The sequence below is a fragment of the Mesorhizobium hunchu genome (assembly GCF_040081975.1).
Classification (GTDB): Bacteria; Pseudomonadota; Alphaproteobacteria; order Rhizobiales; family Rhizobiaceae; genus Mesorhizobium; species Mesorhizobium hunchu.
The window spans coordinates 21,210-46,706 of sequence record NZ_JBEBMG010000015.1 but is presented as its reverse complement, the minus strand read 5'-3'; the positions used below and the strand labels follow the sequence as shown (position 1 = coordinate 46,706).

Annotated in this window: 19 protein-coding genes and 2 pseudogenes; 6 read left to right on the top strand and 15 right to left on the bottom strand. The window is 64.1% G+C overall.

What is annotated here, in order from left to right; all coding sequences use genetic code 11:
• Nucleotides 1-38 precede the first annotated feature (38 nt).
• Both ABMA46_RS19710 and aptA read right to left on the bottom strand, forming a co-directional pair.
• Nucleotides 39-1,289, bottom strand: coding sequence for a Zn-dependent hydrolase (locus tag ABMA46_RS19710; RefSeq protein WP_349001711.1), 1,251 nt, complete (start codon nt 1,287-1,289; stop codon nt 39-41).
• Between the two features lie 68 nt (nt 1,290-1,357).
• Nucleotides 1,358-2,686 (bottom strand): omega-aminotransferase AptA, encoded by a 1,329-nt coding sequence (gene aptA, locus ABMA46_RS19705; protein WP_349001710.1) that lies wholly within the window; start codon nt 2,684-2,686, stop codon nt 1,358-1,360.
• Nucleotides 2,687-2,915: 229 nt separating this feature from the next.
• Here aptA and ABMA46_RS19700 point away from each other — a divergent pair, with 229 nt between their 5' ends.
• The 3 genes from ABMA46_RS19700 to ABMA46_RS19690 all read left to right on the top strand — a co-directional run bounded on the left by ABMA46_RS19700 (nt 2,916) and on the right by ABMA46_RS19690 (nt 6,809).
• On the top strand, nt 2,916-3,560 hold the full coding sequence (locus tag ABMA46_RS19700; protein ID WP_349001709.1) for a TetR family transcriptional regulator C-terminal domain-containing protein: 645 nt from the start codon (nt 2,916-2,918) through the stop codon (nt 3,558-3,560).
• 116 nt (nt 3,561-3,676) lie between these two features.
• Nucleotides 3,677-4,666: a TAXI family TRAP transporter solute-binding subunit gene (locus ABMA46_RS19695; protein WP_349001708.1), complete on the top strand. Its 990-nt coding sequence runs from the start codon at nt 3,677-3,679 to the stop codon at nt 4,664-4,666.
• Nucleotides 4,667-4,751: 85 nt separating this feature from the next.
• Nucleotides 4,752-6,809 (top strand): TRAP transporter permease, encoded by a 2,058-nt coding sequence (locus ABMA46_RS19690; protein WP_349001707.1) that lies wholly within the window; start codon nt 4,752-4,754, stop codon nt 6,807-6,809.
• A 58-nt stretch (nt 6,810-6,867) separates the two neighbouring features.
• Here the strand turns inward: ABMA46_RS19690 and ABMA46_RS19685 are convergent, their stop codons facing one another.
• The 6 genes from ABMA46_RS19685 to ABMA46_RS19660 all read right to left on the bottom strand — a co-directional run bounded on the left by ABMA46_RS19685 (nt 6,868) and on the right by ABMA46_RS19660 (nt 11,815).
• Nucleotides 6,868-7,242, bottom strand: a complete 375-nt coding sequence (locus ABMA46_RS19685; protein ID WP_349001706.1) for a DoxX family membrane protein — start codon at nt 7,240-7,242, stop codon at nt 6,868-6,870.
• 136 nt (nt 7,243-7,378) lie between these two features.
• Nucleotides 7,379-7,837, bottom strand: coding sequence for a carboxymuconolactone decarboxylase family protein (locus ABMA46_RS19680; RefSeq protein ID WP_349001705.1), 459 nt, complete (start codon nt 7,835-7,837; stop codon nt 7,379-7,381).
• A gap of 16 nt (nt 7,838-7,853) precedes the next feature.
• Nucleotides 7,854-8,369 (bottom strand): RrF2 family transcriptional regulator, encoded by a 516-nt coding sequence (locus ABMA46_RS19675; RefSeq protein ID WP_349001704.1) that lies wholly within the window; start codon nt 8,367-8,369, stop codon nt 7,854-7,856.
• A 237-nt stretch (nt 8,370-8,606) separates the two neighbouring features.
• Nucleotides 8,607-9,920, bottom strand: coding sequence for an NAD-dependent dihydropyrimidine dehydrogenase subunit PreA (preA, locus tag ABMA46_RS19670; RefSeq protein ID WP_349001703.1), 1,314 nt, complete (start codon nt 9,918-9,920; stop codon nt 8,607-8,609).
• Nucleotides 9,921-10,032: 112 nt separating this feature from the next.
• Nucleotides 10,033-10,452 (bottom strand): GFA family protein, encoded by a 420-nt coding sequence (locus ABMA46_RS19665; protein WP_484532549.1) that lies wholly within the window; start codon nt 10,450-10,452, stop codon nt 10,033-10,035.
• A gap of 7 nt (nt 10,453-10,459) precedes the next feature.
• On the bottom strand, nt 10,460-11,815 hold the full coding sequence (locus ABMA46_RS19660) for an NAD(P)-dependent oxidoreductase (protein ID WP_349001701.1): 1,356 nt from the start codon (nt 11,813-11,815) through the stop codon (nt 10,460-10,462).
• A 225-nt stretch (nt 11,816-12,040) separates the two neighbouring features.
• Here ABMA46_RS19660 and ABMA46_RS19655 point away from each other — a divergent pair, with 225 nt between their 5' ends.
• Nucleotides 12,041-12,817 (top strand): VOC family protein, encoded by a 777-nt coding sequence (locus tag ABMA46_RS19655; protein WP_349001700.1) that lies wholly within the window; start codon nt 12,041-12,043, stop codon nt 12,815-12,817.
• Nucleotides 12,818-12,858: 41 nt separating this feature from the next.
• On the opposite strand, the gene ABMA46_RS19650 is transcribed toward ABMA46_RS19655, so the two are convergent.
• The 4 genes from ABMA46_RS19650 to ABMA46_RS19635 all read right to left on the bottom strand — a co-directional run bounded on the left by ABMA46_RS19650 (nt 12,859) and on the right by ABMA46_RS19635 (nt 17,836).
• On the bottom strand, nt 12,859-13,248 hold the full coding sequence (locus tag ABMA46_RS19650) for a type II toxin-antitoxin system VapC family toxin (RefSeq protein WP_349001699.1): 390 nt from the start codon (nt 13,246-13,248) through the stop codon (nt 12,859-12,861).
• Complete coding sequence (locus ABMA46_RS19645; RefSeq protein WP_349001698.1) at nt 13,248-13,502, bottom strand: type II toxin-antitoxin system VapB family antitoxin; 255 nt, start codon at nt 13,500-13,502, stop codon at nt 13,248-13,250. Before ABMA46_RS19645 ends, ABMA46_RS19650 begins: the two co-directional genes overlap by 1 nt.
• 63 nt (nt 13,503-13,565) lie before the next feature.
• Entirely contained in the window at nt 13,566-16,019 is a 2,454-nt protein-coding gene (locus ABMA46_RS19640) for a GcvT family protein (RefSeq protein ID WP_349001697.1), read from the bottom strand.
• Between the two features lie 278 nt (nt 16,020-16,297).
• Nucleotides 16,298-17,836 (bottom strand): trimethylamine methyltransferase family protein, encoded by a 1,539-nt coding sequence (locus tag ABMA46_RS19635; RefSeq protein WP_349001696.1) that lies wholly within the window; start codon nt 17,834-17,836, stop codon nt 16,298-16,300.
• A gap of 202 nt (nt 17,837-18,038) precedes the next feature.
• On the opposite strand from ABMA46_RS19635, the gene ABMA46_RS19630 reads away from it, so the two are divergent.
• The gene (locus ABMA46_RS19630) at nt 18,039-18,626 is read left to right on the top strand and encodes a transglycosylase SLT domain-containing protein (protein WP_349001695.1); all 588 of its coding nucleotides are present in this window, start codon (nt 18,039-18,041) and stop codon (nt 18,624-18,626) included.
• A gap of 56 nt (nt 18,627-18,682) precedes the next feature.
• On the opposite strand, the gene ABMA46_RS19625 is transcribed toward ABMA46_RS19630, so the two are convergent.
• The gene (locus ABMA46_RS19625; protein ID WP_349001694.1) at nt 18,683-20,311 is read right to left on the bottom strand and encodes a phosphoethanolamine transferase; all 1,629 of its coding nucleotides are present in this window, start codon (nt 20,309-20,311) and stop codon (nt 18,683-18,685) included.
• A gap of 382 nt (nt 20,312-20,693) precedes the next feature.
• Between ABMA46_RS19625 and ABMA46_RS19620 the strand changes: the two are divergent.
• Nucleotides 20,694-21,463, top strand: a pseudogene (locus tag ABMA46_RS19620) (IS5 family transposase).
• Nucleotides 21,464-22,133: 670 nt separating this feature from the next.
• Here ABMA46_RS19620 and ABMA46_RS19615 read toward each other — a convergent pair.
• Together ABMA46_RS19615 and ABMA46_RS19610 are read right to left on the bottom strand one after the other, a co-directional pair.
• A pseudogene (locus tag ABMA46_RS19615) lies at nt 22,134-24,326 on the bottom strand (dipeptide ABC transporter ATP-binding protein); the annotation flags it as partial.
• 12 nt (nt 24,327-24,338) lie between these two features.
• Nucleotides 24,339-25,496, bottom strand: a complete 1,158-nt coding sequence (locus ABMA46_RS19610; RefSeq protein WP_349001693.1) for an ABC transporter permease — start codon at nt 25,494-25,496, stop codon at nt 24,339-24,341.
• Nucleotide 25,497: the final 1 nt, after the last annotated feature.

Sequence of the window (25,497 nt, the reverse complement as noted above, 5' to 3'; positions counted from 1 at the left end):
CCTCCCCACAAGGGGGAGGGAGGCTTCGGTTTGCGCTGTCACTCCACGATCTCCGCCGTCTCCACCACCGCGTGGAACAGCACATCCGCCCCGGCTGCGGCCCACTCCCTGGAGATGTCCTCCGCCTCGTTGTGCGAAAGCCCGCCGACGCAGGGGCACATGACCATCGTGGCTGGCGCCACCTTGGCCGCCCAGCAGGCGTCGTGACCGGCGCCGGAGATGATGTCCATGTGACTGTAGCCGAGCTTTTCGGCGGCCGAACGCACCCGCCCGACCAGCGTCGGATCGAAGGTGACGGGATCGAAATGGCCGACCGCCTCCACCGCGCAGCCGACGCCCAGCGCCTCGCAGATTTTCGCCGCCTCTTTCTCGATCGCCGCGCGCATGCGGTCGAGCTTGGCCTGGTCGGGCGTGCGGATGTCCACGGTGAAGACCACCTGCCCCGGCAGCACGTTGCGCGAATTGGGTGAGAACTTCATCTGGCCGACGCCGCCGACGGCGCCGGGCTGCTCGGCCATCGCCACCGTCTGCACCATCTCCAGGATGCGCGCCATGGCGAGCCCGGCATTGACGCGCATGTTCATCGGGGTCGAGCCGGTATGCGCCTCCTTGCCGGTCAGCGTGAATTCCAGCCACCACAGGCCCTGGCAGTGGGTGACGACACCGATCTGCCTGTTCTCGGCTTCGAGGATCGGCCCCTGTTCGATATGATATTCGAAATAGGCGTGCATCCTGCGGGCGCCGACCTCCTCCTCGCCCACCCAGCCGATGCGCTTCAGCTCGTCGCCGAAGGTCTTGCCCTCCATGTCCTGGCGGCCATAGGCGTAGTCGAGCGTATGGACGCCGGCGAACACGCCCGACGCCAGCATGGCCGGCGCAAAGCGCGCGCCCTCCTCGTTCGTCCAGTTGACGATGGTGATCGGATGTTTCGTCGTGATGCCGAGATCGTCCAGCGTGCGCACGACTTCAAGGCCGGAAAGCACGCCGAGCACGCCGTCATACTTGCCGCCGGTCGGCTGGGTGTCGAGATGCGAGCCGACATAGACCGGCAGGGCGTCCGGGTCGGTGCCTGGCCGGGTCATGAACATGGTGCCCATCCGGTCGACGCCCATGGAAAGGCCCGACGCATCGCACCAGCGCTTGAAAAGCTCCCGGCCTTCTTTGTCTGTATCGGTCAGCGTCTGGCGGTTGTTGCCGCCGGCGACGCCGGGGCCGATCTTCGCCATCTCCATCAGCGAATCCCACAAACGGTCTGGATTGATTCGCAGATTCTCGCCCGGCGCGGCCATTCGGTGTCCTCTCATTTCAACCGCATGGGCGGCGGTTCCCGACGCCGCCCATGCGCAATGTCAAACGATCAGTCGATCATCCTCAGCACTTCGCGGATATGATCGAACAATTCGTCGATCTGGCCCTTGGTGATGATGAGCGGCGGCGACAGCGCGATGATGTCGCCGGTGGTGCGGATCAGAAGCCCGCGCTCGAAGGCCTTGATGAAGGCCGAGAAGGCGCGCTTGGTCGGCGCTCCCGCGATCGGCTCCAGCTCGATCGCGCCGATCAGGCCGATGTTACGGATGTCGATGACATGCGGCTCGCCCTTCAGCGAATGCAGCGCGTCGGCCCAGTAGTCTTCCAGCTCGGCGCCGCGTGTCAGCAGCCCCTCTTCCTTGTAGGTGTCGAGCGTGCCGAGGGCCGCCGCGCAGGCGATCGGATTGCCCGAATAGGTATAGCCGTGGAAGAACTCGATCATGTGCTCCGGGCCGTTCATGAAGGCGTCGTGGATCTCCTTCTTCACGAACACCGCACCCATCGGGACGACGCCGTTGGAAACGCCCTTCGCGGTCGTCATGATGTCGGGCGTGACGCCGAAATAATCGGCCGCGAACGGCGTGCCGAGACGGCCGAACCCGGTGATGACCTCGTCGAAGATCAACAGGATGCCGTGTTTGTCACAGATCGCGCGCAGCTTCTGCAAATAGCCCTTCGGCGGCAGGATGACGCCTGTCGAGCCCGCGACCGGCTCGACGATGACGGCGGCGATGGTCGAGGCATCGTGCAGCGTCACGATGCGCTCCAGCTCGTCCGCCAGTTCCGCGCCATGCTCCGGCACGCCGCGCGAAAAGGCGTTCTTGCCCGGCAGGTGCGTGTGCGGCATGTGGTCCACGCCGGTCAGCAGCGTACCGAACATTTTTCTGTTGGAAACGATGCCCCCGACCGAGATGCCGCCGAAATTGACGCCGTGATAGCCGCGCTCGCGTCCGATCAGGCGGAAACGCGAGCCGTCGCCCTTGGCCCGGTGGTAGGCGATCGCCATCTTGAGCGCCGTTTCCACCGATTCCGAGCCGGAATTGGTGAAGAAGACATGATCCATGCCCTTCGGCGCCACATCGACCAGCCGGTTGGCCAGTTCGAAGACGATCGGATGCCCCATCTGGAAAGCGGGCGCATAATCCAGTTCACCGGCCTGCTCGCGGATCGCCTCGGTGATCTTCGGACGGCAGTGGCCGGCATTGACGCACCACAGGCCCGCCGTGCCGTCCAGTATCTTGCGGCCGTCGCTCGCCGTATAGTGCATGTCCTTGGCCGACACCAGCATGCGCGGCGCCTGCTTGAACTGCCTGTTCGCCGTGAACGGCATCCAGAATGCGCTGAGATCGTTCGGCGTGACCTTGAGCCGGTTCGACATGACCAAGCTTCCCCTTTCCGGTTCCCTGTTTCGGTATGGCCAACGCTTGGTCTCGGGCGCGTTTTCGTGCTACGAAATTTTGACCAGATGGACAAACGTTAGCACCGCCATGGTGACGGTCAAGGGGATACCTAGCGCATATGCCGGAACCGAAGCGCGCTCCACGCCCCTGCAAACTTCTGGTCCAGACAATTGGTCCAGATAAGGCCGCCGCGCCACTGGACCGCTCATGACGGACGGCTTCGTGGAAGCCCCTGCCCCACGGCGGCGCACCCGCATCCAGCGGGAAAAGCGCGACCTCATCCTGGAAGCCGCCCTCGAGGTGTTTTCGGCCAACGGCTTCCGCGGCTCGACCATCGACCAGATCGCCGAGGCGGCCGGCATGTCGAAGCCCAACCTGCTCTATTATTTCCGCCGCAAGGAAGACATTCACGAAACGCTGATGCAGCGGCTGCTCGACACCTGGCTGGCGCCGCTGCGCGAGCTTGACGACGTCGGCGACCCGCTGACCGAGCTCAGCGCCTACATCCGCCGCAAGCTGGAGATGGCGCGCGACTTTCCGCGCGAAAGCCGGTTGTTCGCCAACGAGATATTGCAGGGCGCGCCGCGCATCATGCCGCTGATCGAGGGCGAGTTGAAGACGCTGGTCGACGAGAAGGCCGCCGTCGTCAAGGGCTGGATGCGCGCCGGAAAAATCGTCCGCACCGACCCCTATCACCTGATCTTCTCGATCTGGGCGACGACCCAGCACTATGCCGATTTCGACGTGCAGGTGCGCGCCGTGCTCGGCCCCGACCGCGGCGGCGACGGCCGCTTCGAGGACGCCGCGCGCTTCCTGGAGCGGCTGTTTCTCGACGGGTTGAAACCGAGCTGAGGCGACCGGCAAGCCGCAAGTTCAATGTCTTGGGACAAAATCTTGCCGCAGCGGCAGGTTGACAAGCTTCGCGTGCCTGAAACATGGTGCTCTCTTTTGCCAAAGGGAGCGCAGTAATGACCATCTCGATCAGCCGCCGTGCCTTTTCCATCGGTGCCGGCACTCTGGCTTTGGCTGCGGCCGGGCTTTCGCCCGCCCGCGCGCAGCAGGCATTCTTCCGCATCGGCACCGGCGGTACCTCCGGCACCTACTATCCGGTGGGCGGGCTGATCGCCAACGCGATCTCGGCGACGGGACCGGCCGGCGTCGAAGGGCTTGTCGCCACCGCCACGTCCTCCAACGGTTCGGTGGCCAATATCAGCGCCATCTCCTCGGGGGCTTCCGAATCGGGCTTCACGCAGTCCGACGTCGCCTACTGGGCGCATTCGGGCACCGGCCTCTACGAGGGCAAGCCGAAGGTCGACGACCTGCGCCTCATCGCGACGCTCTACCCCGAGACCATCCATCTGGTGGCGCGCGCCAACGCCGGCATCAAGACGGTCGCGGACCTGAAGGGCAAGCGCGTCTCGCTTGACGAGCCGGGCTCAGGCACCATCGTCGACGCCCGCCTCGTGCTCGGCGCCTACGGCCTGACGGAGAAGGACGTGAAGGCCGAATACCTCAAGCCCGGTCCCGCCGGCGAGCGCCTCCAGGACGGCGCCATGGACGCCTATTTCTTCGTCGGCGGCTATCCGACCGGCGCCATCGTCGAGCTTGCCAGCACCAACGACATCACGCTGGTGCCGATCACCGGCCCCGAGGCCGACAAGCTGCTGTCCGAGCAGAAGTTCTTCTCCACCGATACCGTGCCGGAAGGCACCTACAAGAATGTCGGCGAGACCAAGACCATATCGGTGGCCGCGCAATGGGTGACCAGCGCCAAGCAGCCTGACGACCTCGTCTACAAGATCGTCAAGTCGCTCTACAGCGACGAAACCCAGAAGGCGCTGCAGGCGGGCCACGCCAAGGGCAAGCTGATCACGCTCGAGAACGCGACCACCAGCGCCGGCATCCCGTTCCATCCAGGCGCGGAGAAGTTCTACAAGGAAGCCGGCGCGCTGCAATAGGAACCACCCGAACCGACCGACACGGCGAGGCGGAAGGCATGCTTTCCGCCTCTTCTGTCTGAACATTCAGGACACGGAACCGGCTATGAGCGACGAAGACAAGATCAAGCTTTCCGCCATGGAGTTCGACGAGGACAAGGCTCGCGAACTGGAGGAGAAGTTCGATTCCGAGATCCGCTTCCGGCCTCTGCTTCCGGCAGCCGGCTGGCTGGTCGGCTTCCTCCTGGTAGCGCTGTCGCTGTTCCACTACTACACCGCCGGCTTCGGCCTGCTGCAGGAGATGCTCCACCGGGGCATCCACCTGTCCATGGTGCTGGCGCTGATCTTCCTCGTCTTCCCCCTGGTGAAGAAAGGCTATGACGAGCCTGCGAAATCCACCTGGCTCAGGCCGCTCGGCATACCGATCTTCGACTGGCTGCTGGCGCTCGCCGCCGTGGTGGCGGTCCTGCATGTGCCGCTGATCCCGCTCGACGATCTCGCCTTCCGCGTCGGCAACCCGACGACGACGGACGTGGTGCTGGGTGTGACCCTCATCCTGCTCCTGCTGGAGGCGACGCGCCGCTCCGTCGGCATTCCGCTGCCGATCATCGCCGTCGTCTTCATGGCCTATGCGCTGTTCGGGAAATATATGCCGAGCATCCTGGTGCATCCGGGTGCGTCGGTCTCCCAGCTCGTCGACCACCTCTACCTGACGACGCAGGGCATCTACGGCATCGCGCTCGGCGTCGTCGCCACCTACGTCTTCCACTTCGTGCTGTTCGGCGTCTTCGCCACCCGCATCGGCCTCGGCCAGCTCTTCCTCGATTGCGCGGCCTGGGTCGCCGGCCGTTACGCCGGCGGTCCGGCCAAGGTCTCGATCTTCGGCTCGGCGCTGTTCGGCATGATCTCCGGCTCGTCGGTCGCCAACACCGTCACCGTCGGCTCGCTGACCATCCCGGCGATGATCAAGCTCGGCTACAAGAAGCATTTCGCGGCGGCTGTGGAAGCGGCTTCGTCCACCGGCGGGCAGGTGACGCCGCCGATCATGGGCGCCGCCGCCTTCCTGATGATCGAGTTCCTCGAACTGCCCTACACGACCATCATCCTGGCGGCGATCGTGCCGGCCTTCATGCACTTCTTCGGCGTCTTCATGCAGGTGCACTTCGAAGCCAAGCGCACCGGCCTGCGCGGACTCAGGCCCGACGAGATGCCCGACGTGGTCGAGGCGCTGAAACGCGACTGGCCGACCATCATTCCGCTCGTCGTCCTGATCGGCGTCCTGCTTTCCGGCTACACGCCCTACATGGCCGCCTTCTGGGGCATCACGCTGTGCATCGCCGTCGGCCTGCTCAACCCGCGCCGGCGCATGTCGGTCGCCGACATCGTGGTGTGCCTGCGCGACGGCGCCAAATATGCGCTGGCCGTGGGTGCGGCTGCCGCCACGGTCGGCATCGTCGTCGGCGTCGTCACGCTGACCGGCGTCGGCTTCAAGCTCTCCTACATCGTCACCTCGACGGCGGGGCACCTGTCGCTGCTGTTCGGCACCTTCATCCCCGAGGCGATCTTCTCGACGCAGGGATTGACCTTGCTATTCACGCTCATCATGACCGGCGTCGTCTGCATCCTGATGGGCTGCGGCATTCCGACGACGGCCAACTACATCATCATGGTAACGATCGCGGCACCCGCGCTGGTCATGCTCGGCACCGAGCCGATCGTCGCCCACTTCTTCGTCTTCTATTACGGGCTGCTGGCAGACATCACCCCGCCGGTGGCGCTGGCCGCCTACGCGGCAGCCGGCATGGCCGGGTCCGATCCGTTCAAGACCGGCAACACGGCCTTCCGGCTCGGCCTCGGCAAGGCGCTGGTGCCGTTCGTCTTCGTCTTCTCGCCGTCGCTGCTGCTGGTGACGAAGGATTTTACCTGGCCGAACTTCTTCCTCGCCTTCTTCGGCTGCGTGCTCGGCATCACCTGCCTGGGCGCGGCGCTGTCGCGCTACCTTCTGGTGCGCACCCGGCCTTGGGAGAACGTGCTTCTGGTGCTGGCCGCCTTCCTTCTCGTGGCGCCCGAGCTCTATTCGTCGCTGCTGGGGCTGGTGCTGATCGTCCCCGTCGTGCTGCGCCACTGGGCCGCGCGCCACACCGACGAGGCGCTGCCGGCCTGACCTTTTCACAAGCGGTTTGCGGGCCGGGCCGATCGCCCGGCCTCCAATCGCCCGCCTGTTACGTCAGCGCGTTCGCGATCACCAGGGCGAGGCCCCCGGCCAGTGTGACATTGACCAGCGTCAAATAAAGATGCGGGCCGCGGGCCTCGCCTTCGAACATCATGGGATTGTGGTAAAGCGGCGTCGCCAGGCACAGGAACACGATCAGCAGGATCGCGCCGTAGACGGGCCACAGGTTGAACAGCAGCGACACGCCGCCCAGCGCCTGCATCGTGAAGCCGACCGCCAGCAAGGCAGGTGGCAGCCGCCAGCCGTAATTGGTTTCGGAGCGCTCGACGCGCTCGCCGAAGTTCCGGAAATTGCGGAAGGCGGCGATCAGGAAAAACCCGCCGAACACCACCCTGCCGATCGCCTGCAACAAATCCGCCGACATGCCGTATCCCCTCTTTAGGACTCCAGCGGCTATCGGATGGCTGCCGCCGCGCAAAGCAGCACAACAGGCATGTGCTTGCGCCAATAAAAAAAGGTCGCCGCAGAGGCGGCGGCCTTTTGGGATGGTTCCTGCCCGCTCACGCCGCCTTGGCGTGCTCGACCGGGTGGATCGCATGGAAAGGCACGCACAGTCTGTTCCAGACGTTGATCATGCCGATGGCCACGCTGAGCTTGACCAGTTCCTCTTCCGAGAAATGCGCGCGCGTCGCTTCGTATAGCGCATCCGGAACACCCTCTTTCGAGATCAGCGTCACGGCCTCGGTATAGGCAAGGGCGGCGCGCTCGCGCTCGGAAAACAGCGGCGATTCCTTCCAGGCCGAGACGAGGATGACGCGCTGCTGGGTGTCGCCATCGCGCAGCGCTTCCTTGGAATGCATGTCGACGCAGAAGGAACAACCGTTGATCTGCGAGGCGCGCAGCTTGACCAGATGCAGCAGGCTTTTTTCCAGCCCGCACTCCTCGACCGCCTGGTTGAGCGCCCTCACCTGCTTCAGCAGATCGGGAGCCACGTTGAAGAACTGGAGCCTCGGTTTCATCGATTTTTCCTTTCATTCACTGCTTGAGAGAACTGGTTTTCTGCGGCCGCTGATGCCGCTCGACAAAGGCGCAGGCGGCAGCAACCGAGCGCGGATCGGCGTCCGTCATGAAGTCGGCCACGATGTCGGAGAGTTTCTCGGTGGCCAGCGCCGCACGGTAGGCTTTCTCCGCGCGCAGCATCGCCGCGTTGATGCCGCACGGCTTCACATAGGCGTTGGCCGGAAGCTTCACCGGGCCGTTGCGCCGGATCTCGCCGCAGCGGAATGCCGGCTGCGGCCCTTCCACCGCCAGAACGATGTCGAGCAGGCTGATGCGTTCCGGCGCCCGCGCCAGCCGATAGCCGCCGGCGGGACCGGGAACCGATTCCAGGATGTCGGCAGACGCCAGCGCCTGCAAATGCTTGAGCAGGTAGCTGGCGGAGAGGCCGAACTGTTCGGCCAGCGCCGCGCCCGGCATCGTCGCCCCCGCCTCGATGCCGGCCAGCGTGACAGCGCAATGGATCGCCGCTTCGACGCCCTCGCTGAGTTTCATGATGCCGACCTCGTAATCATGGACTTAATATATCGTGGATATTCCTTATCGTCAATAAGGGCATAACAGTTTGCGGCGCGAACGGTCGAGGCGCGGGTACAAATCGACTGACGACCGTCAGAGGCGCAGGCAAAATCTAAAACAGGCCAGAGCAGGACGGCCTGCAAAACACTCGCCTCCCCACAGGCGAAGCCGCCAGAACGCTACGCGGCGGCTTCGCCTGCTTCGGGAGGAACCTTATTCCGCGGCTTGCCTTGCCATCGGATTGTTGGGGTGCGTCGTCCAGTTGGCGTAGTCGGGCGATACGGTCTTGCCGGTGCGCTGGTCGAGCGCGCCAACCTCCAGCGGCACCATGGTGATGCAGCCTTCCACCGGGCAGACGTTGACGCACAGGTTGCAGCCGACGCACTCGTCTTCCATCACCTCGAAGTGGCGCACGCCGTCCACTATTCGTGTGATCGCCTGATGCGAGGTGTCCTCGCAGGCGATGTGGCAACGGCCGCATTTGATGCAGGCCTCCTGATCGATATGCGCCTTGGCGATGTAGTTGAGGTTGAGATACTGCCAGTCGGTGACGTTGGGCGTGGCACGGCCGATGACGTCGTCCAGCGAGCGATGGCCCTTCTCGTCCATCCAGTTCGACAGGCCGGAGATCATCTCCTGCACCACCTTGAAGCCGTAGGTCATGGCGGCCGTGCACACCTGCACGTTCCCAGCGCCGAGCGCCAGGAACTCGGCCGCGTCGCGCCAGGTCGTCACCCCGCCGATGCCCGAGATCGGCAGGCCGGCGGTCTGCGGATCGCGCGCGATCTCGGCCACCATGTTGAGCGCGATCGGCTTCACCGCCGGGCCGCAATAGCCGCCATGCGACCCCTTGCCGTCGATCGACGGTTCCGGCGAGAACGAGTCCAGATCGACCGAGGTGATGGAAGAGATGGTGTTGATGAGCGACACCGCGTCCGCGCCGCCCTTCTTGGCCGCGCGCGCCGGATAGCGGATGTCGGTGATGTTGGGCGTCAGCTTCACGATGACGGGCATGCGCGTGTACTGCTTGCACCAGCGCGCCACCATCTCGATGTATTCCGGCACCTGGCCGACGGCCGAGCCCATGCCGCGCTCGCTCATGCCGTGCGGACAGCCGAAGTTCAGCTCGATGCCGTCGCATTCGGTTTCTTCCACCGCCGGCAGGATCGCTTTCCAGCTCGCTTCCTCGCACGGCACCATGATGGAGGCGACCAGCGCCCGGTCCGGCCAGTTCTTCTTGACCTGCTTGATCTCCTGCAGGTTGAGCTGGAGCTGGCGGTCTGTAATGAGCTCGATATTGTTGAGGCCGAGCAGGCGCCGGTCCGCGCCCCAGATCGCGCCGTAGCGCGGGCCGTTGACATTGACGACCGGCGGCCCCTCCTCGCCCAGTGTCTTCCACACCACGCCGCCCCAGCCGGCCTTGTAGGCGCGCTCGACATTGTAGGCCTTGTCGGTCGGCGGCGCCGAGGCCAGCCAGAACGGGTTGGGCGACTTTATCCCGACGAAATTGTTGCGGATGTCTGCCATGGGTCTTGTCCTTTGGCTTGGCGGTCCGGCCGCCGGCTATTCACAACGCTTGCGGTTCAGGCACCCGCTGCCTTCAGCGGGCAAATTGGATCGATAGCCAGCCGGCGCCACGTCATGGGCGCTTCTCCGGCATTTTGTCGAAGGCGGGAATGCCGTCAGGGATCAGGTGGAAGACGGCTTTTTCCTCGCAAAAAATCGCAAAGTCCGGTCCCACATAGGCGTTCGGATCATCCAGGGTCCCGGCCTTGACGATCGGCTGCGCCATGCCCGGACGGCGTGTCAGGATCTGCGTTCCGCAAATGCCGCAGAATTCGCGGGTACGCGGGCTTTCGAGGTCAGGCCGACGGAAAGCCTTCGGCTGCCCCTTGGTATAGGCAAAGCCCTCGGCCGGGATCACCATGAAATAATTGGGACCGCCGCCGGAAACATGCTGGCACGGACGGCAGTGGCACTGTCCCTTCCGAATCGGCTCGGCCGTGATCCGGTAGCGCAAGGCCCCACAGTAGCATCCACCGTCCAATTCAATGCCCATAGCGCGTCTACCCCATCAGCGCCCGATGCATGCTCTCCGCCGCGTCGCGCCCGGCTGCAACGGCCGATACAGTCAGGTCCTCACGGCCGTCGACCACGCAATCGCCGCCGGCCCAGACCTTGGCCATGGAGGTGCGGCCTTCGGCATCCACCTTGATGCGCCCGCCTACCAGTTCGATGGTGGCGCCCGAGCCGTTGAGCGCCGCCGGCACGAAGGACTGGCCGATGGCCTTGAACACCTGGTCGGCGAGAAGCGTCAGCGTCTCGCCGGTGCCCTTGAGCTTTTCACCGTCCAGCGCGGTGTATTCCAGTTCGATGGCGCTGACCTTGCCGCCGTCGGCAATTACCCGCTTCGGCTGCATCCAGTGACGGATGGTGACGCCGTTGGCGCTGGCCAGATCCTGTTCGAATTCGGAGGCGTTCATGTGCTCTTGGCCGCGCCGGTAGCAGATCGTCACCTCCTCGGCGCCGAGCAGTTTCGACTGCACCGCCGCGTCGATCGCCGTCATGCCGCCGCCGATGACGACGACACGCCGCCCGACGGGAAGTCCGGCAAGATCGCTCGCCTGCCGAAGTTCGGAAATGAAATCCACCGCGTTCGCCACGCCGTCCGCATCCTCGCCGTCCGCTCGCAGCGCATTGACGCCGCCGAGCCCCATGCCGAGGAACACCGCGTCGTAATCCTTCACCAGTTCGGAAAGCTGGTAATCGCGGCCGAGCGCCTTGCCGTTCTCGATTGAAATGCCGCCGATGGCGGTCACATAGTCGACCTCGGCCTGCGCAAACGCATCCGTGCTCTTGTAGGCGGCGATGCCGTATTCGTTGAGTCCGCCGGATTTCGGCCGCGCCTCGAGGATGGTCACCTCGTGGCCGTGGCGCGCCAGCCGATGCGCCGCCGCAAGGCCCGCCGGCCCTGCCCCCACGACCGCAACCTTTTTGCCGGTCGCCTTGGCGCGTTGATAGAATTGCTTGCCCTCCTCCATCGCCACGTCGGTGGCGTAGCGCTGCAGGCGGCCGATCTGCACCGGCTTGCCTTCCGCCGCCTCGCGCACGCAGGCCTCCTCGCACAGCGTCTCGGTCGGGCAGACACGGGCGCACATGCCGCCGAGGATGTTCTGGTCGAAGATGGTCTTGGCCGAGCCCAGCGGATTGCCCGTGGCGATCTCGCGGATGAACAGCGGAATGTCGATCGCCGTCGGGCAAGCGTTCATGCACGGCGCGTCGTAGCAGAAATAGCAGCGGTCGGCCTCGACCAGCGCCTCGTGATGGTCCAGCGGCGGATGCAGGTCGGAAAAATTCTCGGCATACTGCTCGGCGGCCAGCCTGCCCCCGGCGATGCCTTCCTTGAAGAGACTGAGTGCCATCGGGTTCCCGCTCTTTGAATGTTATGATTTTCGAGCAGGCTACCACGTTATGATTTTTTATCAATCGGTCAAATTTTGGCGTAACTTATTGAAAAGACAAGGATAGAACATGACTATTTTTATCATGAATTAGCAGGGCAGAATATTTGTCACGCCCTGTCGATTTCCGCCGTCGTCGAGCGTCCTATGTCCGGTGCTGACGGGCGCAGGCAAGAGGAGTGCAAGATGCCGAGAACCCCTTCCTTCTTCTGGTACGAACTGATGACGACCGACATCGAGGCGGCCCGGGACTTTTATGCCGGCGTGGTCGGCTGGCGTCCCGAGGCGTGGGACGGGACGGACATGTCCGGCAGACCCTATATTGTGATGAACTCCGCCATCCGCGGCGTTGGCGGCATCATGAACCAGCCGGAGCCGATGAAGGCCATGGGCACGCCGCCCGCCTGGGTCGGCTACATCTACGCCGCGGATGTCGATGCCGCCACCGCATCGGTCAAGGCGGCCGGCGGCTCGGTCTTCTGCGAACCGACGGACATTCCGAATGTCGGCCGGTTCTCGGTGGTGGCGGATCCGCAGGGCGCCTATTTCCAGATGCTGCATCCAGACGGACCGGACCAGCCGCCGATCGACCCCGGCACGGTCGGCCATGTCGGCTGGCACGAACTTTATACGACCGACTGGAAGGCAGCGATGGCCTTTTATTCCGGCCAATATGGCTGGAAGCAGGAACGCGCGGTCGACATGGGCGAGATGGGCACCTATGCGGTCTTCTCCGTCGACGGCCAGCAGACCGGCGGCATGATGAACAAGCCGTCGCAGATCCCGATGCCGGTCTGGCAGTTCTATTTCACGGTCGAGGCCATCGACGCGGCGGCCAAGCGTGTCGCCGACGGCGGCGGCATGGTGCTGATGGGACCGATGGAAGTGCCCAACGGGGACTGGGTCGCCCAGTGCCGGGACCCGCAGGGCGCGCATTTCGCGCTGACGGCGGCGAAGCGGTAAGGTTCTGCGCGGAGCAAAAGCTCGCTTGCTGCCGGCGTCCGTCAGCCGATATCGGTTTCGGCGAAGTCGTTGCCCTTGTAAAGCAGAGGGACGCCGGCCCGCTTCGCGAATGCGTAAGAAAGACAGTCGCCGAAATTAAGTTTCGCCGGGTGGCCTGTGCCTTTTCCGAAGCGGAGATAGGCATCGACAAGCACCGGATAGAGACCCGCATCGAGCCCGATCATCTCGATGCGGGCAGACTGAAGAAATTGCGGCACGAGCCGCACAGAAAGCGGATAGTTCTCGATGGTGCGTCCCACGGACAACGCGGCCTCGAAAGCGTTAATCACTGTGGTGACTGGCCGATCCGCCGCCTTCAAGCTTTCGAATAACTCGTCAGCGTCCGCCTCTTCGAGCATCATTGCCACGATCGCGGAGGTTTCGACCAGCATTAGTCGTCTTCGCCCCACATCTCGTCCATGAAAGCCTTGTCATCTTTTGCGGAAAACGGCGCACAGTTTCGCGCCGCGCGTACCTGCGCCAGGATCGGCTCGATCCTGCGTCGAAGGTCTTCGACATCCTTCTGGCCGGCTCTATCGGCGTCCGTCACCGCCAGCTTGATCGCCTCGGTGATGCCTACGCCACGACGTCGCGCGAAATCACGCAACATGCGGTCGGCCACTTTATCCTGCACGTGGATCGCCATGACGCACCTCTTGTACATGTCGTAGTATAATATGTACAAGGCGCATCTTCAATCGTCGAACGCTCACCCCCGCATCCGCTTGAAATCGGCGTCGAACAACGCGCCGGGCTGAAGCCGCGCCCTGTGGCGCTTGCCGAGCAGTTCGATCTCGAAGCCGTCGGCCTTGTCGGCGACCGCCTTCGGCACATACCCCATCGCTACGGACCTGGCCGCATTGTGCGCGTAGCCGCCGGAGGTAACCCAGCCCACCACCTTGCCGCCGTGCCAGATCGCCTCGTCGCCGATCACGTCGGCGTCGTCGGCATCCATGACGAAGGCGCGCAGCCGCAGCTTGCCGCCGCTCGCCTTCTCGGCCGCCGCGCCCGCCTTGCCGATGAAGTCGGCGGTCTTGTTGTAGGCGACGAAGCGGTCGAGCCCGGCTTCGAGCGGGCCGTAGATCGGCCGGTATTCGCGCGCCCAGGAGCCGTAGTTCTTCTCCAGCCGCAGCGCATTGAGAGCCCGGGACCCGAACAGGCCGATGCCGAACTCGGCGCCGGCCTCCATCAGCGTGTGGAACACCGCCCGTTGGTATTCGGGTGCCATCCACAGTTCGTAGCCGAGATCGCCCGTATAGCTGACGCGGCCGACGACGCAGGGCGCCATGCCGATATCCATCTTGCGGACCGCCATGAACGGGAAAGCCGCGTTGGAGACGTCGGCCTTCGTGACCTTCTCCAGCACCTTGCGGGCCTCCGGCCCGGCGATCGACAGGCCGACGCGGCCGAGACCCAGCGCCTCGACGCGCACCGAGCCGTCGACGGGAAGATGCTGCTCGAACCAGCGCATATGGTACTGCTCGGCAATGCCGGAGCCGAAGATGAGCCATTCATCAGGGTTCGGCGCACCGCCGGCGTCGGCGGCCGGCAACCGTGCCAGCGTGAAGTCACCGATCAGCTTGCCGTCTTCCTTGAGCATCGGCGCCAGCGTCATGCGGCCGGGCTTCGGCAGATTGCAGGCGAGCATCCGGTCCAGCCATGCCTCGGCGCCCTCGCCCGTCACGCGATATTTGGCGAAGGAGGAAATCTCCGACAGGCCGACGCCGTTTCGCACCGCCGCCACCTCCTTCGCGACATGGGAAAAGTCACTGGAACGCCGCCACGAGAACTCGTCCTTGACGCCCGCCGGCGCATACCACAGCGGCACTTCCAGCCCGTAGGCGACGCCGAACTGTGCGCCCCTGGCTGCTAGCAGGTCGTAGACCGGCGTAGTCTTGAGCGGGCGCCCGGCCGGCAGTTCCTCGTTGGGGAAGCGGATCGAGAAGCGGCGCGAATAGTTCTCGCGCACCTTGGCGTTGGTATAGGCCATCGACGCCCAGTCGCCGTAGCGGGCGACGTCCATAGCCCAGATGTCGAAACCCGGATCGCCGTGGATCATCCAGTTCGACAGCGCCAGCCCGACGCCGCCGCCCTGCGAAAACCCTGCCATCACCCCGCAGGCGCACCAGAAACCCGGCAGGCCGCGCACCGGCCCGACCAGCGGATTGCCGTCCGGCGCGAAGGTGAACGGGCCGTTGATGATCTGTTTGATCCCGGTCTTCTGGAAAGCCGGGAAATGACGAAACCCGACCTCCAGCGACGGCGCGATGCGATCGATGTCGGGCTCCAGCAGTTCATGGCCGAAATCCCAAGGCGTCACCTGTTCCGACCACGGCTGGTTGGCCTTCTCATAGGTGCCCATCAGCATGCCGCCGCGCTCCTGGCGCAGGTAAAGCTCACCGTCGAAATCGACCGCGTGGATCACTTCCTTGCCGGTCGAGGCGTTGATCTCGGCGACCTCCGGCATGTCCTCGGTGATGAGGTACATATGCTCCATGGCGAGCACCGGCAGCTCCAGCCCGACCATGCGGCCGACCTCGCGCGCCCACAGTCCGCCGGCATTGACGACGTGCTCGGCGACGACGGTGCCCTTGTTGGTGACGACGTCCCATTGGCCGTCCGGCCGGCGCTTTATGTCCTCAACCCTGGTGAAGCGCTCGACCTCCGCGCCCAGTTTCCGTGCCGCCTTGGCATAAGCCTGGGTGACGCCGGACGGGTCGAGATGGCCGTCCTCGGAATTGCGCACCGCGCCGACGAATTGTTTCGGGTCGATGAGCGGCATCAGCCGATGCGCTTCTTCGGCTGATATCTCCTCCAGGTCGAGGCCGAGATAGCGGCCCTTGGCGACGACGCCGCGCAGCCAGTCCATGCGCGCCTCGGTGGCGGCGAGCAGCACGCCGCCGGTGACGTGCACGCCGGTCGCCTGGCCGGACAGCTCCTCGATCTCCTTGTAGAGCTCGATCGTGTATTTCTGCAGCTTGGCGACGTTGGGATCGCCGTTGATCGTGTGCATGCCGCCGGCGGCGTGCCAGGTCGAACCGGACGTCAGTTCGTCGCGCTCCAGCAACACGACGTCGGTCCAACCCGCGCGCGCCAGATGGAACAGCACCGAGCAGCCGACCACACCGCCACCGATCACCACGACCTTTGCATGCGATTTCATGATTGTTGTTCTCGTTCAGTGAGTTGAAGGTGTCGCCCGACTCTCGTTCTCAGGCTGTTGAATCAGAAGGTGAAGGGACCGGCTCCTGTCGGTCGGTGCAGGCATCGGCGTTCCGGCATGGATCCTCGGGTCAAGCCCGAGGATGACGATGTCGCCGGCCCTTTCCGCCATCAACCACCCTCGGCGATTGGTATTGGTCGAAAAGTATTCGTCATCCTCGGGCTTGACCCGAGGATCCATGCCTGACCATCTCAACCTCGCCAACGGACCGCCAGATCTCACGGCTCCCCCTGCCCGATCTCTTCCCTGCGCTTCGCCACATAGGCTTCCAGTTCCTCGCGCACGGCACGGTCCATGTCGGGTTGCCGGTATTCCTCCAGCGCCTTCTTCCACAGAAGCGTCGCGCGCTGCGTCGCATCAAACCCACCGGCCTCAGCCCAAGCCTCGTAGTTCTGCCAGTTCGACAGCATCGGCTGGTAGAAGGCGGTCGAATAGCGCTCCAGCGTGTGCGGCTCGCCGAAGAAATGGCCGCCCGTCGGCACCCGGCCCAATGCCTCCAGCGCAAGCTCCCCCTCGTTCACCTCGATCGGCTTCAGGAACGCCATCATATGCTGGATCATCTCGACGTCGATGACGAGCTTCTCGAACGACGCCGTCAGCCCGCCCTCCTGCCAGCCGGCGGCGTGGTAGATCAAATTGCCGTGGCCGAGCACCGCGCCCCACAGCGCCATCATCGTCTCGTAGGCGCCCTGCGCGTCGGCGGCGTTCGACGCCGATCCCGGCGTGGTGCGGTAGGGTAGATCGTAGCGCCGCGCCAGTTGACCGGAAGCGATGTTGGCCTTGGTGTTTTCCGGCGTGCCGAAGGCCGGTGCGCCCGACTTCATGTCGACGTTGGAGGTGAAGGCGCCGTACATGACAGGCGCGCCCGGCCGGACGAGCTGCGTCAGTGTGATGCCGAACAGCGCCTCGGCATTCTGCTGAGCCAGCGCGCCGGCCAGCGTGACGGGGCTCATCGCGCCCATCAGCGTGAACGGCGTGACGCAGACCGACTGGCCATGCTCGGCCATCGTCATCAGCCCCTCGGCCATCATGTCGTCGAAGCGGCGTGGCGAGTTGACCGAGATGATGGTGGTGACGCCCGGATCGGCAGCGATCTGGTCCAGCGTCAGCCCGCGCGAAATCGCCATCATGCGGACACCGTCGAGCGCCCTGCCCCGGCCGATGGCGGAGACGTGGAAGCTCTTGTCCGTCAGCGTCAGGTTGGCGAGGTAGGTGTCGAGATGGCGGGAATTGGCCGGCAGTTCGACCGGCGCGCAGACCTGGTTGCCCAGCATGGTGATGCAATTGAAATGCTGCGCCAGCCTGACAAGGTCGCTGTAATCCTGCAGGTTTCCCGCGCGCCGGCCGCGCTCCATGTCATGCACGTTGGGCGGACCGGCGACGAGCGTGAAATTGATCGTGTCGCCGCCGAGATGAACCGTGTTTGCTGGATTGCGCGGCGTAAGTCTGTAGGCTGCCTTCGTCGTCTTCAGCGCTTCAGCCACCAGCCCGCGATCCAGCCTCACCGTCATTGTCGCATGGTCGACCGAAGCGCCCGCTGCCTCGAACAATGCGAGCGCGCGCGCGCTCATCACCTCGATGCCGAAATTCTCCAGTATGTGCAGCGACGCCTCGTGGATTGCTTCGACCTGGTCAGCCGAAAGAACCGCCATCGGCGGATAGGGATTGCGCACCCGTCCAGCCGGCAGTTGCGGAATGGCGGCACCGGCCCGGGCATGGCCACGCTCGGCGCTGCGTCTTGATCGACGATCTGTCATGCCGGCCATCAGAACGTCGAAGCCTCGCGCGCGCTGTTGAAAATCCGTCATAAACCGGCGGGTTTTTAGCCAAAGCGGCGTCGATCACATTCGATATGCAAGATATGCGACACAGCAAGTCGCTATAGTAAAAATGGGTTCCGGAAGGGGTTAACAAGCCCGGCAAGACTCTCTTCAAGTTTTGCGCCTATTGCTCTGAGGCATGTATGCGTCGCGTTTTAATCGAGTTTTAGTTGTCGCCCTGCCGCTGGCCCTGGCGGCCTGCGCAACCGCGCCCCAGCATATCAACAATGTCTGCTCCGTCTTCGACCAGCGCGACGGCTGGTTCAACAACTGGCAATCCGCAGCCAGCAAGACGGAACGCAGATACGGCGTTCCCGTGCCGGTGCTGATGGCGACGGTTCGCAAGGAATCCGGCTTCAAGGGCAACGCCCGCCCGCCGCGCACCAAGCTGCTCGGCTTCATTCCCTGGAAACGCCCGTCCAGCGCTTACGGCTACTCCCAGGCGCTGGACGGCACCTGGGCGCAGTACAAGCTGGAGAGCGGCAACTGGGGCGCGCGGCGGTCCAGCTTCGCCGACGCGATCGATTTCATCGGCTGGTATCATTCCAAGACGGCCGACACCTACGGGGTGGCGAAGAACGACACCTACCGGCTCTACATCGCCTATTATCTCGGCTGGAACGGCTTCAAGCGCGGCAACTGGCCGGCGAGCGTGCAGGCCTACGCCAAGTCGACAGACGAAATGGCCCGCCGCTACGCTGCCCAGTTGCAGCAGTGCGGCGGCTGACGCGCCGCAGGCCAACCGCGTGCGTACAACCGGCTCAGCGCCTTCGGCAGAACCACTCAGTTCGAGGCGACGCCGTTTTCGTGGCAGTTTGAGAACAGGTCGAGCGGTGCCTTGTAGACCGATGTCTTGACGTCCATCAGGCCGAGCACCGTGTCGAACATGTTGTCATGCGAGACCGGCGCGTCGCCCTTGGCCTTCGCGCAGCCCATGTCCAGCTTGAACTGCGCGGCATAGCCGTCGGAAACCCAGGCGATCGCCGGAATCTTCTTTTGGTAGTCAGGCGCGATGTCGTAGGGCGCCCCGTGCAGATAGAGCCCGTCCTCGCCGAGCGACTCGCCGTGATCGGACATGTAAAGCAACGCCGTGGACGCGTCTGTCCGCGATTTCAGGATATCGATGAACCGGGCGAGCATGTGGTCGGTGTAGACAACGGTGTTGTCATAGGCGTTGACCAGTTCCTGCGGCGTGCAGGTGGTGAGTTCCGGCGTCCGGCAATCCGGCCTGAATTTCCGGTACTGGTCCGGATAGCGCTTGAAATAGGATGGCCCGTGGCTGCCCATCGTGTGCAGCACCAACACGGTGTTATCCTTGATGCCGGGCAGCACGCGCTCCAGCTTGCGGGCCAGGATTTCGTCGAGGCACTCGCCGCCTTCGCAAAGGTCCGCGGGGCCGTTATGCGCGATCATATCCGTTGGAATCCGGTCGGCGATGCCTTTCGGCCCCGTATTGTTCTCCCACCATTCCACCTTCAGGCCGGCGTGTTTCAGCACGTCGACGAGGTTTTCCGACGAATACGCCTTGTTCTTCGAATATCCGTCATGCCCGAGATGCGAGAACATGCAGGGCATGGAAACGGCCGTCGAGGTGCCGCAGCTCGTCGCATGTTTGAAGGCGACGATGTCCATTGCTTCCAGTTCGGGATTGGTATCGCGCTTGTAGCCCATCAGGCTGAAATTCTGGGCGCGCGCGGTTTCGCCCACCACGAGAACGAGGATGGTCGGGTGCGCGGCGTCCGCGATGGCGGGACCAAGTTTGGCGTCGGTCCCGTAGGGAGCCGCCACGTAAGGGCCGCGGATATATTCCCGCAACCCGTAGTCGACCGTGCTGGAAATCGCCATGACCGGGTTGAGGTAGGACATGGTCACTTCGCGCTCGCGTTGCCAGAACGGCATGAAGACGACCAGGTGAGTCAGGATGAATCCGAATGCGACGACGACCGATCCGAGGATCAGCGCCGTATTGCGCCCTACCTCTCGCAAGGGGCGCAGGCGCTTGATCGGGATGAGCCATATCAGCAAGCACGGCAGCACGCCGTACAAAAGCATGTGGATGACATAGCCCGAGGTCATCAGTTGCGAGGATTCGGCGACATCGGTCTGCGCGACGTTGCGGATCATGTCGCGGTCGATCATCACGCCGAACGTGTCGGTGAAATAGCCCGCACCGGCGGCGATCAGGAAAATCAGCGAATAGACCGGCCTCAGCATATAGGGAGCCGACAGCGTCAGCAGCACGGCGAAGAACAGCAGGTAGAGCGAGACCGTGAACCCGATGAGAAAAGGATGGTTCGTGGCGAAGAACGCTGTCGCCTTGCTCCAGAACACGCCGTTGGTCAGGAACAGCAGGAACGCGGCCGACAGCGCCGCTACCCAGATGGTGTTGAAGGCGGGCAGTCTGCTGCGCATGGTCGAGGCCCCGTTATGATTTTCGCAGACAGCAGCACCGAGATAATGGCCGATCTGTGATCACCGCCCAACAAACCTGTGACGTTCCGGCAGGCACGCGCCGGCCAGCCTCTCTTACGTATTTATACCGCCGCTCCGGTGGCTCCCGCAGTGACGCGCGGAACCTCCGGAAGAACGCTTCATCGGCCCGGGCGCCTAGAGCATTTCCGGCGAAAACAGAATCGCCTTCAATGCTCTATCCTTTTGTTTTTACGCAATTCCGGACGCAAAACCGCTGCGTAGTTTTGCTGGAATTGCTCTAGGACCAATCGACATTCAGGATTCAGTTTTGGCGTGATGTGTGATTCATGGGGCTCCAGATTCGCTGATCTGGAGCCCGATGATGTCAAAGCCGAAGCGCTACGAACTGAGCCTTGAGCAATGGCGCCGGGTCAAGGATTTGTTGCCCGGCAAGTCCGGTGATCCTGGTCGCTCTGGGGCTGACAATCTCAATTTCGTCAACGGTGTGCTCTGGGTACTTCGCTCCGGCGCGCACTGGCACGACCTGCCGGAGCGCTACGGAAAATACAAGACGGCGCACAAGCGCTTCACGCGATGGGCGAAGGCCGGCGTTTGGGAACGCATCTTCGCCCAACTCATCGATGATCCCGACAATGACTATGTCAGTCTCGACTCGAGTCTTGTGCGCGCCCACCAGCAGGCAGCCACCGGAAAGGGCGGCGGCCAAAAAGGGGGGACCAGGCTCTGGGGCGCTCCAGAGGAGGATTGACGACCAAGATCCACATGGCCGTGGACGCGCTCGGCCGACCGCTGAAGCTGATCCTGACACCCGGCCAGCGCGGCGATGCACCGCTCGCCCCGGCCCTGCTCGAAGGCCTCTCGCCGCGTCGCGTGCTGGCCGACAAGGCTTATGATTCCAATGCCTTGAGAGGCCTGATCGCCAGCATGGGCGCGGAAGCGGTCATCCCCTGCACCCCGACCCGCAAGCAGCCAATCCCCTACGATTTCGAGGCCTACAAGGTCCGAAACACCGTCGAACGCTGCTTCAACAAGCTCAAGCACTTCCGCCGCATCGCAACCCGCTTCGATCGGCGCGCCAAACACTTCCTCAGCTTTCTCCAACTCGCCGCAGCTATGCTGTGGATGCGATGAATGTCGATTCAGCCTAGCGCGGCTTCTTGCCGAACACCTTGATGTACTCGGCCTCTCCGCCCTTGGCGAGCGCCTTGGCCTGACGCACCCAGTCCTCGCGCTCGATGCGGCCACGGAACCGCAAGTGATCGTCCACCCACGCCCGCTCCGCCTTCTTCCACTTGGCGATCTGCTCGTAGCGGTAGATGCCGAGCGCGTTGAGAATACCCTCGATTTTCGGCCCGACGCCCGAGATCAGCTTCAGGTCGTCCGGCCTGGCGGGCCGGGCGATACCTTGCGGCCGGTTCCCCGTCCCGGCCGCTCCGGTCGCCGATGCCGATGCAGACGGCTTCTTCGGCGGCGCTGCCCGTGCGGTCGAGGATGTTTTCCCGGCCGCCTGACGCACGGAAGCCGCCGGCTTTGCGGCGCGCTTGGCGGTCGATCGTGGCGCAGCCCCGCTTTTCGAAGTGCGGGTGCCTGAAATCGGGGCCTCCGGCGTGTCCTCGTCCTCGGCCTGCCGGCCGTCGCCGAGTTCGCGCGGCGTGAACGGCGCGAGCGTCGAGCGATTGTCGGGCGTGACGTCGGCCTGCTGGCCGCCGTCGTTGTCGCGCATTTCCTCGCGCCGCGCGCGCCCGGTCGCTTCGGCCTCCTCGGCCTCGGCGCCGATCTGCCCTGCACCGGGATCGCCGGTCTTGCCGTGCGGGCGCCGGGGCGGCGCGCCGGCAAAGCCCGGCCCGACCCCGTGCGGCGAATCCTCCGGCTCGCCCTCATGCGCGGCATGGGCCTTGTCGAAGCGGATCACCGGCTCCATCGTGGCAAGCTGCTCGTCGTCCAGCCAGCACAGGCTCCTGTGGCCGTCGCCGAGGTCGCGCAGCGGCGGCAGCTCGGTCTCGCACTTGTTGCCTGGTACGAATTTCTTCCACCGGCATCGGGTCTGGAAGGGACAGCCGCTCGGCGGGTTCATCGCCGAGGGAATGTCGCCCTCGAGCACGATATGCTTCTTGACCACCGACGTATCGGCAATCGGAATGGCCGACAGCAGCGCCTCGGTATAGGGATGGTAGGGCGGCGCGAAGATCTGGTCGGTGGTGCCCTGCTCCACGATATGGCCGAGATACATGACCACCACGCGATCGGCGATATAGCGCACCACTGAAAGATCGTGGCTGATGAACAGCATCGTCGTCTTGTTCTTGCGCTGGATGTCCATCAGCAGTTCGGTCACCGAGGCCTGCACGGAAACGTCGAGCGCCGAGACCGGTTCGTCCGCCACCACCACCTTGGCCGTGCCGGCGAAGGCACGCGCCACGCCGATGCGCTGCTTCTGCCCGCCCGAAAGCTGGCGCGGCTTGCGTTCGGCGAACTGGCGCGGCAGCTTGACCAGGTCGAGCAGTTCCAGCATCCGCTGGCGGCGCTCGGCGACCGTCTTGCCGACGCCGAACTTCTCCAGCGTGCGGATGATCTGCGAGCCGACGGTGTGGCTGGGATTGAGCGTATCGAACGGATTCTGGAACACCATCTGGATCGCCGACACGGTGTCGACGTCGCGCTTTTCGATATAGGTGTCCTGGATCGGCGCGTTGCCGAGCGTGACCTCGCCCGAACTCGCCGTCTCCAGTCCCAGCAGCACCTTGGCGAGCGTGGACTTGCCGCAGCCGGATTCGCCCACGATCGCGACGGTTTCGCTCTCGCGCGCCTCGAAGCTGATCGTTTCGTTGGCCTTGACGGTACGCCCCGGCCCGCCGCCGAAAACCCCGCCCGCGCCGATATGGTAGTATTTCTTCAGGTGGTCGACCTTCAGCACCGGCTTGCCGGGCTTCACCGGCGCGCTGGCCTTCTTGGCGCCGGGAGGCATCTCGGCCCAGTCGATCTCGTTGAAGCGCACGCAGCGCGAGAAATGCCCGTCATGCCCTTCCACCGAGATCATCGGGATTTCGGCGGCGTTGCAGACGCCCTCAACGAAATGGTGGCAGCGCGGGCCGAAATTGCACCCTTTGGGCCGGTCCTGCGGCAGCGGCAGCTGGCCCGGAATGGCGATCAGCGGCCGTTCGTTCTTGTCGGCGCCGGGCAGCGGGATCGAGCGGAACAGCCCTTGCGTATAGGGATGGCGCATCCGGTCGAACACATCCTCGATCTTGCCCGTCTCGACCGCCTCGCCCGAATACATCACCGTGATCTTGTCGCAGGTCTCCAGGATCAGCCCCAGATTGTGCGACACGAAGATCATCGAGGTGCCGAACTCCTTGCCCAGTCCCTTGACGAGGTCGACGATGCCCGCCTCGACGGTCACGTCGAGCGCCGTCGTCGGCTCGTCGAGCAGAAGCAGCGCCGGCTTCGACAGCAGCGCCATGGCGATGACGATGCGCTGCTGCTGCCCGCCCGAAAGCTGGTGCGGGAAGGAGCGCATCATGCGCTCGGGGTCCGGCAGCTTGACCGCGCGCACCATCTCCAGTGCCCGATCATAAGCTTCTTCCTTGGAAACCTTGTCGTGGATCAGCGGCACTTCCATGAGTTGCTGGCCGATCTTCATGGCCGGGTTCAACGAGGCCATCGGCTCCTGGTAGATCATGGCGATCTTGTTGCCGCGGATGGAGCGCAGTTCCTCCTCGCTCATGTCGCCCATGTCCTTGCCCTGGAACTTGATGCGGCCGCCGACGATCTTGCCGATGTTGGACAGGTCGCGCATGATTCCGAGCGAAACGGTCGACTTGCCGCAGCCGGACTCGCCGACGATGCCCATGGCCTCGCCTGGCATGACGGTGCAGGAAAAATCCATCACCGCCGGTATCTCGCCCTTGCGGGTGAAGAAGGAGATCGACAGGTTCTCGATCTCGATGATGGGTTGGGCGTTCTCTGTGTTCGTAGCTTTGACGGCTTCGTTCATGTGAGGCTCCCGTCAGTCTTTCATCGATTGCTCACGCAGGGAATCGGCGAGCAGGTTCAGGCCAAGCACGAAGGACATCAGCGCGATCGTCGGCGGCAGGGCCGGATGGATGACCGCGCGCAGCAGGCGGCTGGCGTCCTTGATCGCCGTTCCCCAATCCGGGCTTTCAGGCGCAAGGCCGAGGCCGAAATAGCCCAAGGTCCCAAGAAGGATCGTCGTGTAGCCGATGCGCAGGCAGGTATCGACGATGAGCGGCCCGCGCGCATTGGGCAGGATCTCCCAAAGCATGATGTACCAGGGGCTCTCGCCGCGGGTCTGCGCCGCCGCCACGTAGTCGCGCGTCTTGATGTCCATCACCAGGCCGCGCACGATGCGGAAGACGCCGGGCGACGAAGCGAACACCACCGCCACGAAGATGTTGAGCTGGTTGGGAGCGATGTGGACGATGCCGAGCGGATCGGCGTCGAAGACGAGGCCCGCATAGATCCATCCCCCCAGGATCAGCGTGATGGCGAGCAGCACGTAGAGACGGTCCGGCCTGTTCTTGAAACGCGTCCAGAACAGCACCACGAAGAAGATGATCGGGAACAGGAAGAACAGGCCGGCCATCGCATAGGGGATGGGCGTGTCCATGATGCCGGGCGTCACCAGCAGGTAGAACAGCAGGATCACCGGGAAGGCCAGCACCAGATTGGCCAGGAACGACAGCACGGAATCGATCCTGCCGCCGTAGTAGCCCGCCGGCAGGCCGAGCGTGATGCCGACCATCAGCGCGAAGCCGGTGGCCGCCGGCGCGATGATCAGCACGATCTGGCTGCCATAGACCATGCGCGAGAACACGTCGCGGGCCAGCTTGTCGCCGCCGAACAGGAACACCTTGTGCGTGTCCGGATCGATGGCGCCGGGCAGCGCGTCCTTCATGACAACGAGCTGCTGCAGCGGGTTGAAGGGGGAGATGGTCGAGGCGAAGATCGCCGTGAACAGCCAGAAAAGGCAGATGAGAAGGCCGGCGATGCCGACCCCGCTGTCATAGAGCTGGCCGTAGAGCCCGAGCTTCTTCTTGTAGACGTAGCTCGGCACCATGATCACGGCGAGCGCGATCCAGACGGGCCAGAAGCGGGCGATCACGCCGGTGATGATGCCGAAGACGCTGATGAATTCCAGTTGCATG

Coding starts and splice junctions, on each gene's coding strand:
- ABMA46_RS19665 (WP_484532549.1), bottom strand. CDS start 10,452: ATGGGCATTGAATTGGACGGTGGATGCTACTGTGGGGCCTTGCGCTAC.
- ABMA46_RS19655 (WP_349001700.1), top strand. CDS start 12,041: ATGCCGAGAACCCCTTCCTTCTTCTGGTACGAACTGATGACGACCGAC.
- ABMA46_RS19625 (WP_349001694.1), bottom strand. CDS start 20,311: ATGCGCAGCAGACTGCCCGCCTTCAACACCATCTGGGTAGCGGCGCTG.
- ABMA46_RS19690 (WP_349001707.1), top strand. CDS start 4,752: ATGAGCGACGAAGACAAGATCAAGCTTTCCGCCATGGAGTTCGACGAG.
- ABMA46_RS19700 (WP_349001709.1), top strand. CDS start 2,916: ATGACGGACGGCTTCGTGGAAGCCCCTGCCCCACGGCGGCGCACCCGC.
- ABMA46_RS19710 (WP_349001711.1), bottom strand. CDS start 1,289: ATGGCCGCGCCGGGCGAGAATCTGCGAATCAATCCAGACCGTTTGTGG.
- ABMA46_RS19675 (WP_349001704.1), bottom strand. CDS start 8,369: ATGAAACTCAGCGAGGGCGTCGAAGCGGCGATCCATTGCGCTGTCACG.
- ABMA46_RS19610 (WP_349001693.1), bottom strand. CDS start 25,496: ATGCAACTGGAATTCATCAGCGTCTTCGGCATCATCACCGGCGTGATC.
- aptA (WP_349001710.1), bottom strand. CDS start 2,686: ATGTCGAACCGGCTCAAGGTCACGCCGAACGATCTCAGCGCATTCTGG.
- ABMA46_RS19650 (WP_349001699.1), bottom strand. CDS start 13,248: ATGCTGGTCGAAACCTCCGCGATCGTGGCAATGATGCTCGAAGAGGCG.
- ABMA46_RS19640 (WP_349001697.1), bottom strand. CDS start 16,019: ATGAAATCGCATGCAAAGGTCGTGGTGATCGGTGGCGGTGTGGTCGGC.
- preA (WP_349001703.1), bottom strand. CDS start 9,920: ATGGCAGACATCCGCAACAATTTCGTCGGGATAAAGTCGCCCAACCCG.
- ABMA46_RS19630 (WP_349001695.1), top strand. CDS start 18,039: ATGTATGCGTCGCGTTTTAATCGAGTTTTAGTTGTCGCCCTGCCGCTG.
- ABMA46_RS19645 (WP_349001698.1), bottom strand. CDS start 13,502: ATGGCGATCCACGTGCAGGATAAAGTGGCCGACCGCATGTTGCGTGAT.
- ABMA46_RS19685 (WP_349001706.1), bottom strand. CDS start 7,242: ATGTCGGCGGATTTGTTGCAGGCGATCGGCAGGGTGGTGTTCGGCGGG.
- ABMA46_RS19635 (WP_349001696.1), bottom strand. CDS start 17,836: ATGACAGATCGTCGATCAAGACGCAGCGCCGAGCGTGGCCATGCCCGG.
- ABMA46_RS19680 (WP_349001705.1), bottom strand. CDS start 7,837: ATGAAACCGAGGCTCCAGTTCTTCAACGTGGCTCCCGATCTGCTGAAG.
- ABMA46_RS19660 (WP_349001701.1), bottom strand. CDS start 11,815: ATGGCACTCAGTCTCTTCAAGGAAGGCATCGCCGGGGGCAGGCTGGCC.
- ABMA46_RS19695 (WP_349001708.1), top strand. CDS start 3,677: ATGACCATCTCGATCAGCCGCCGTGCCTTTTCCATCGGTGCCGGCACT.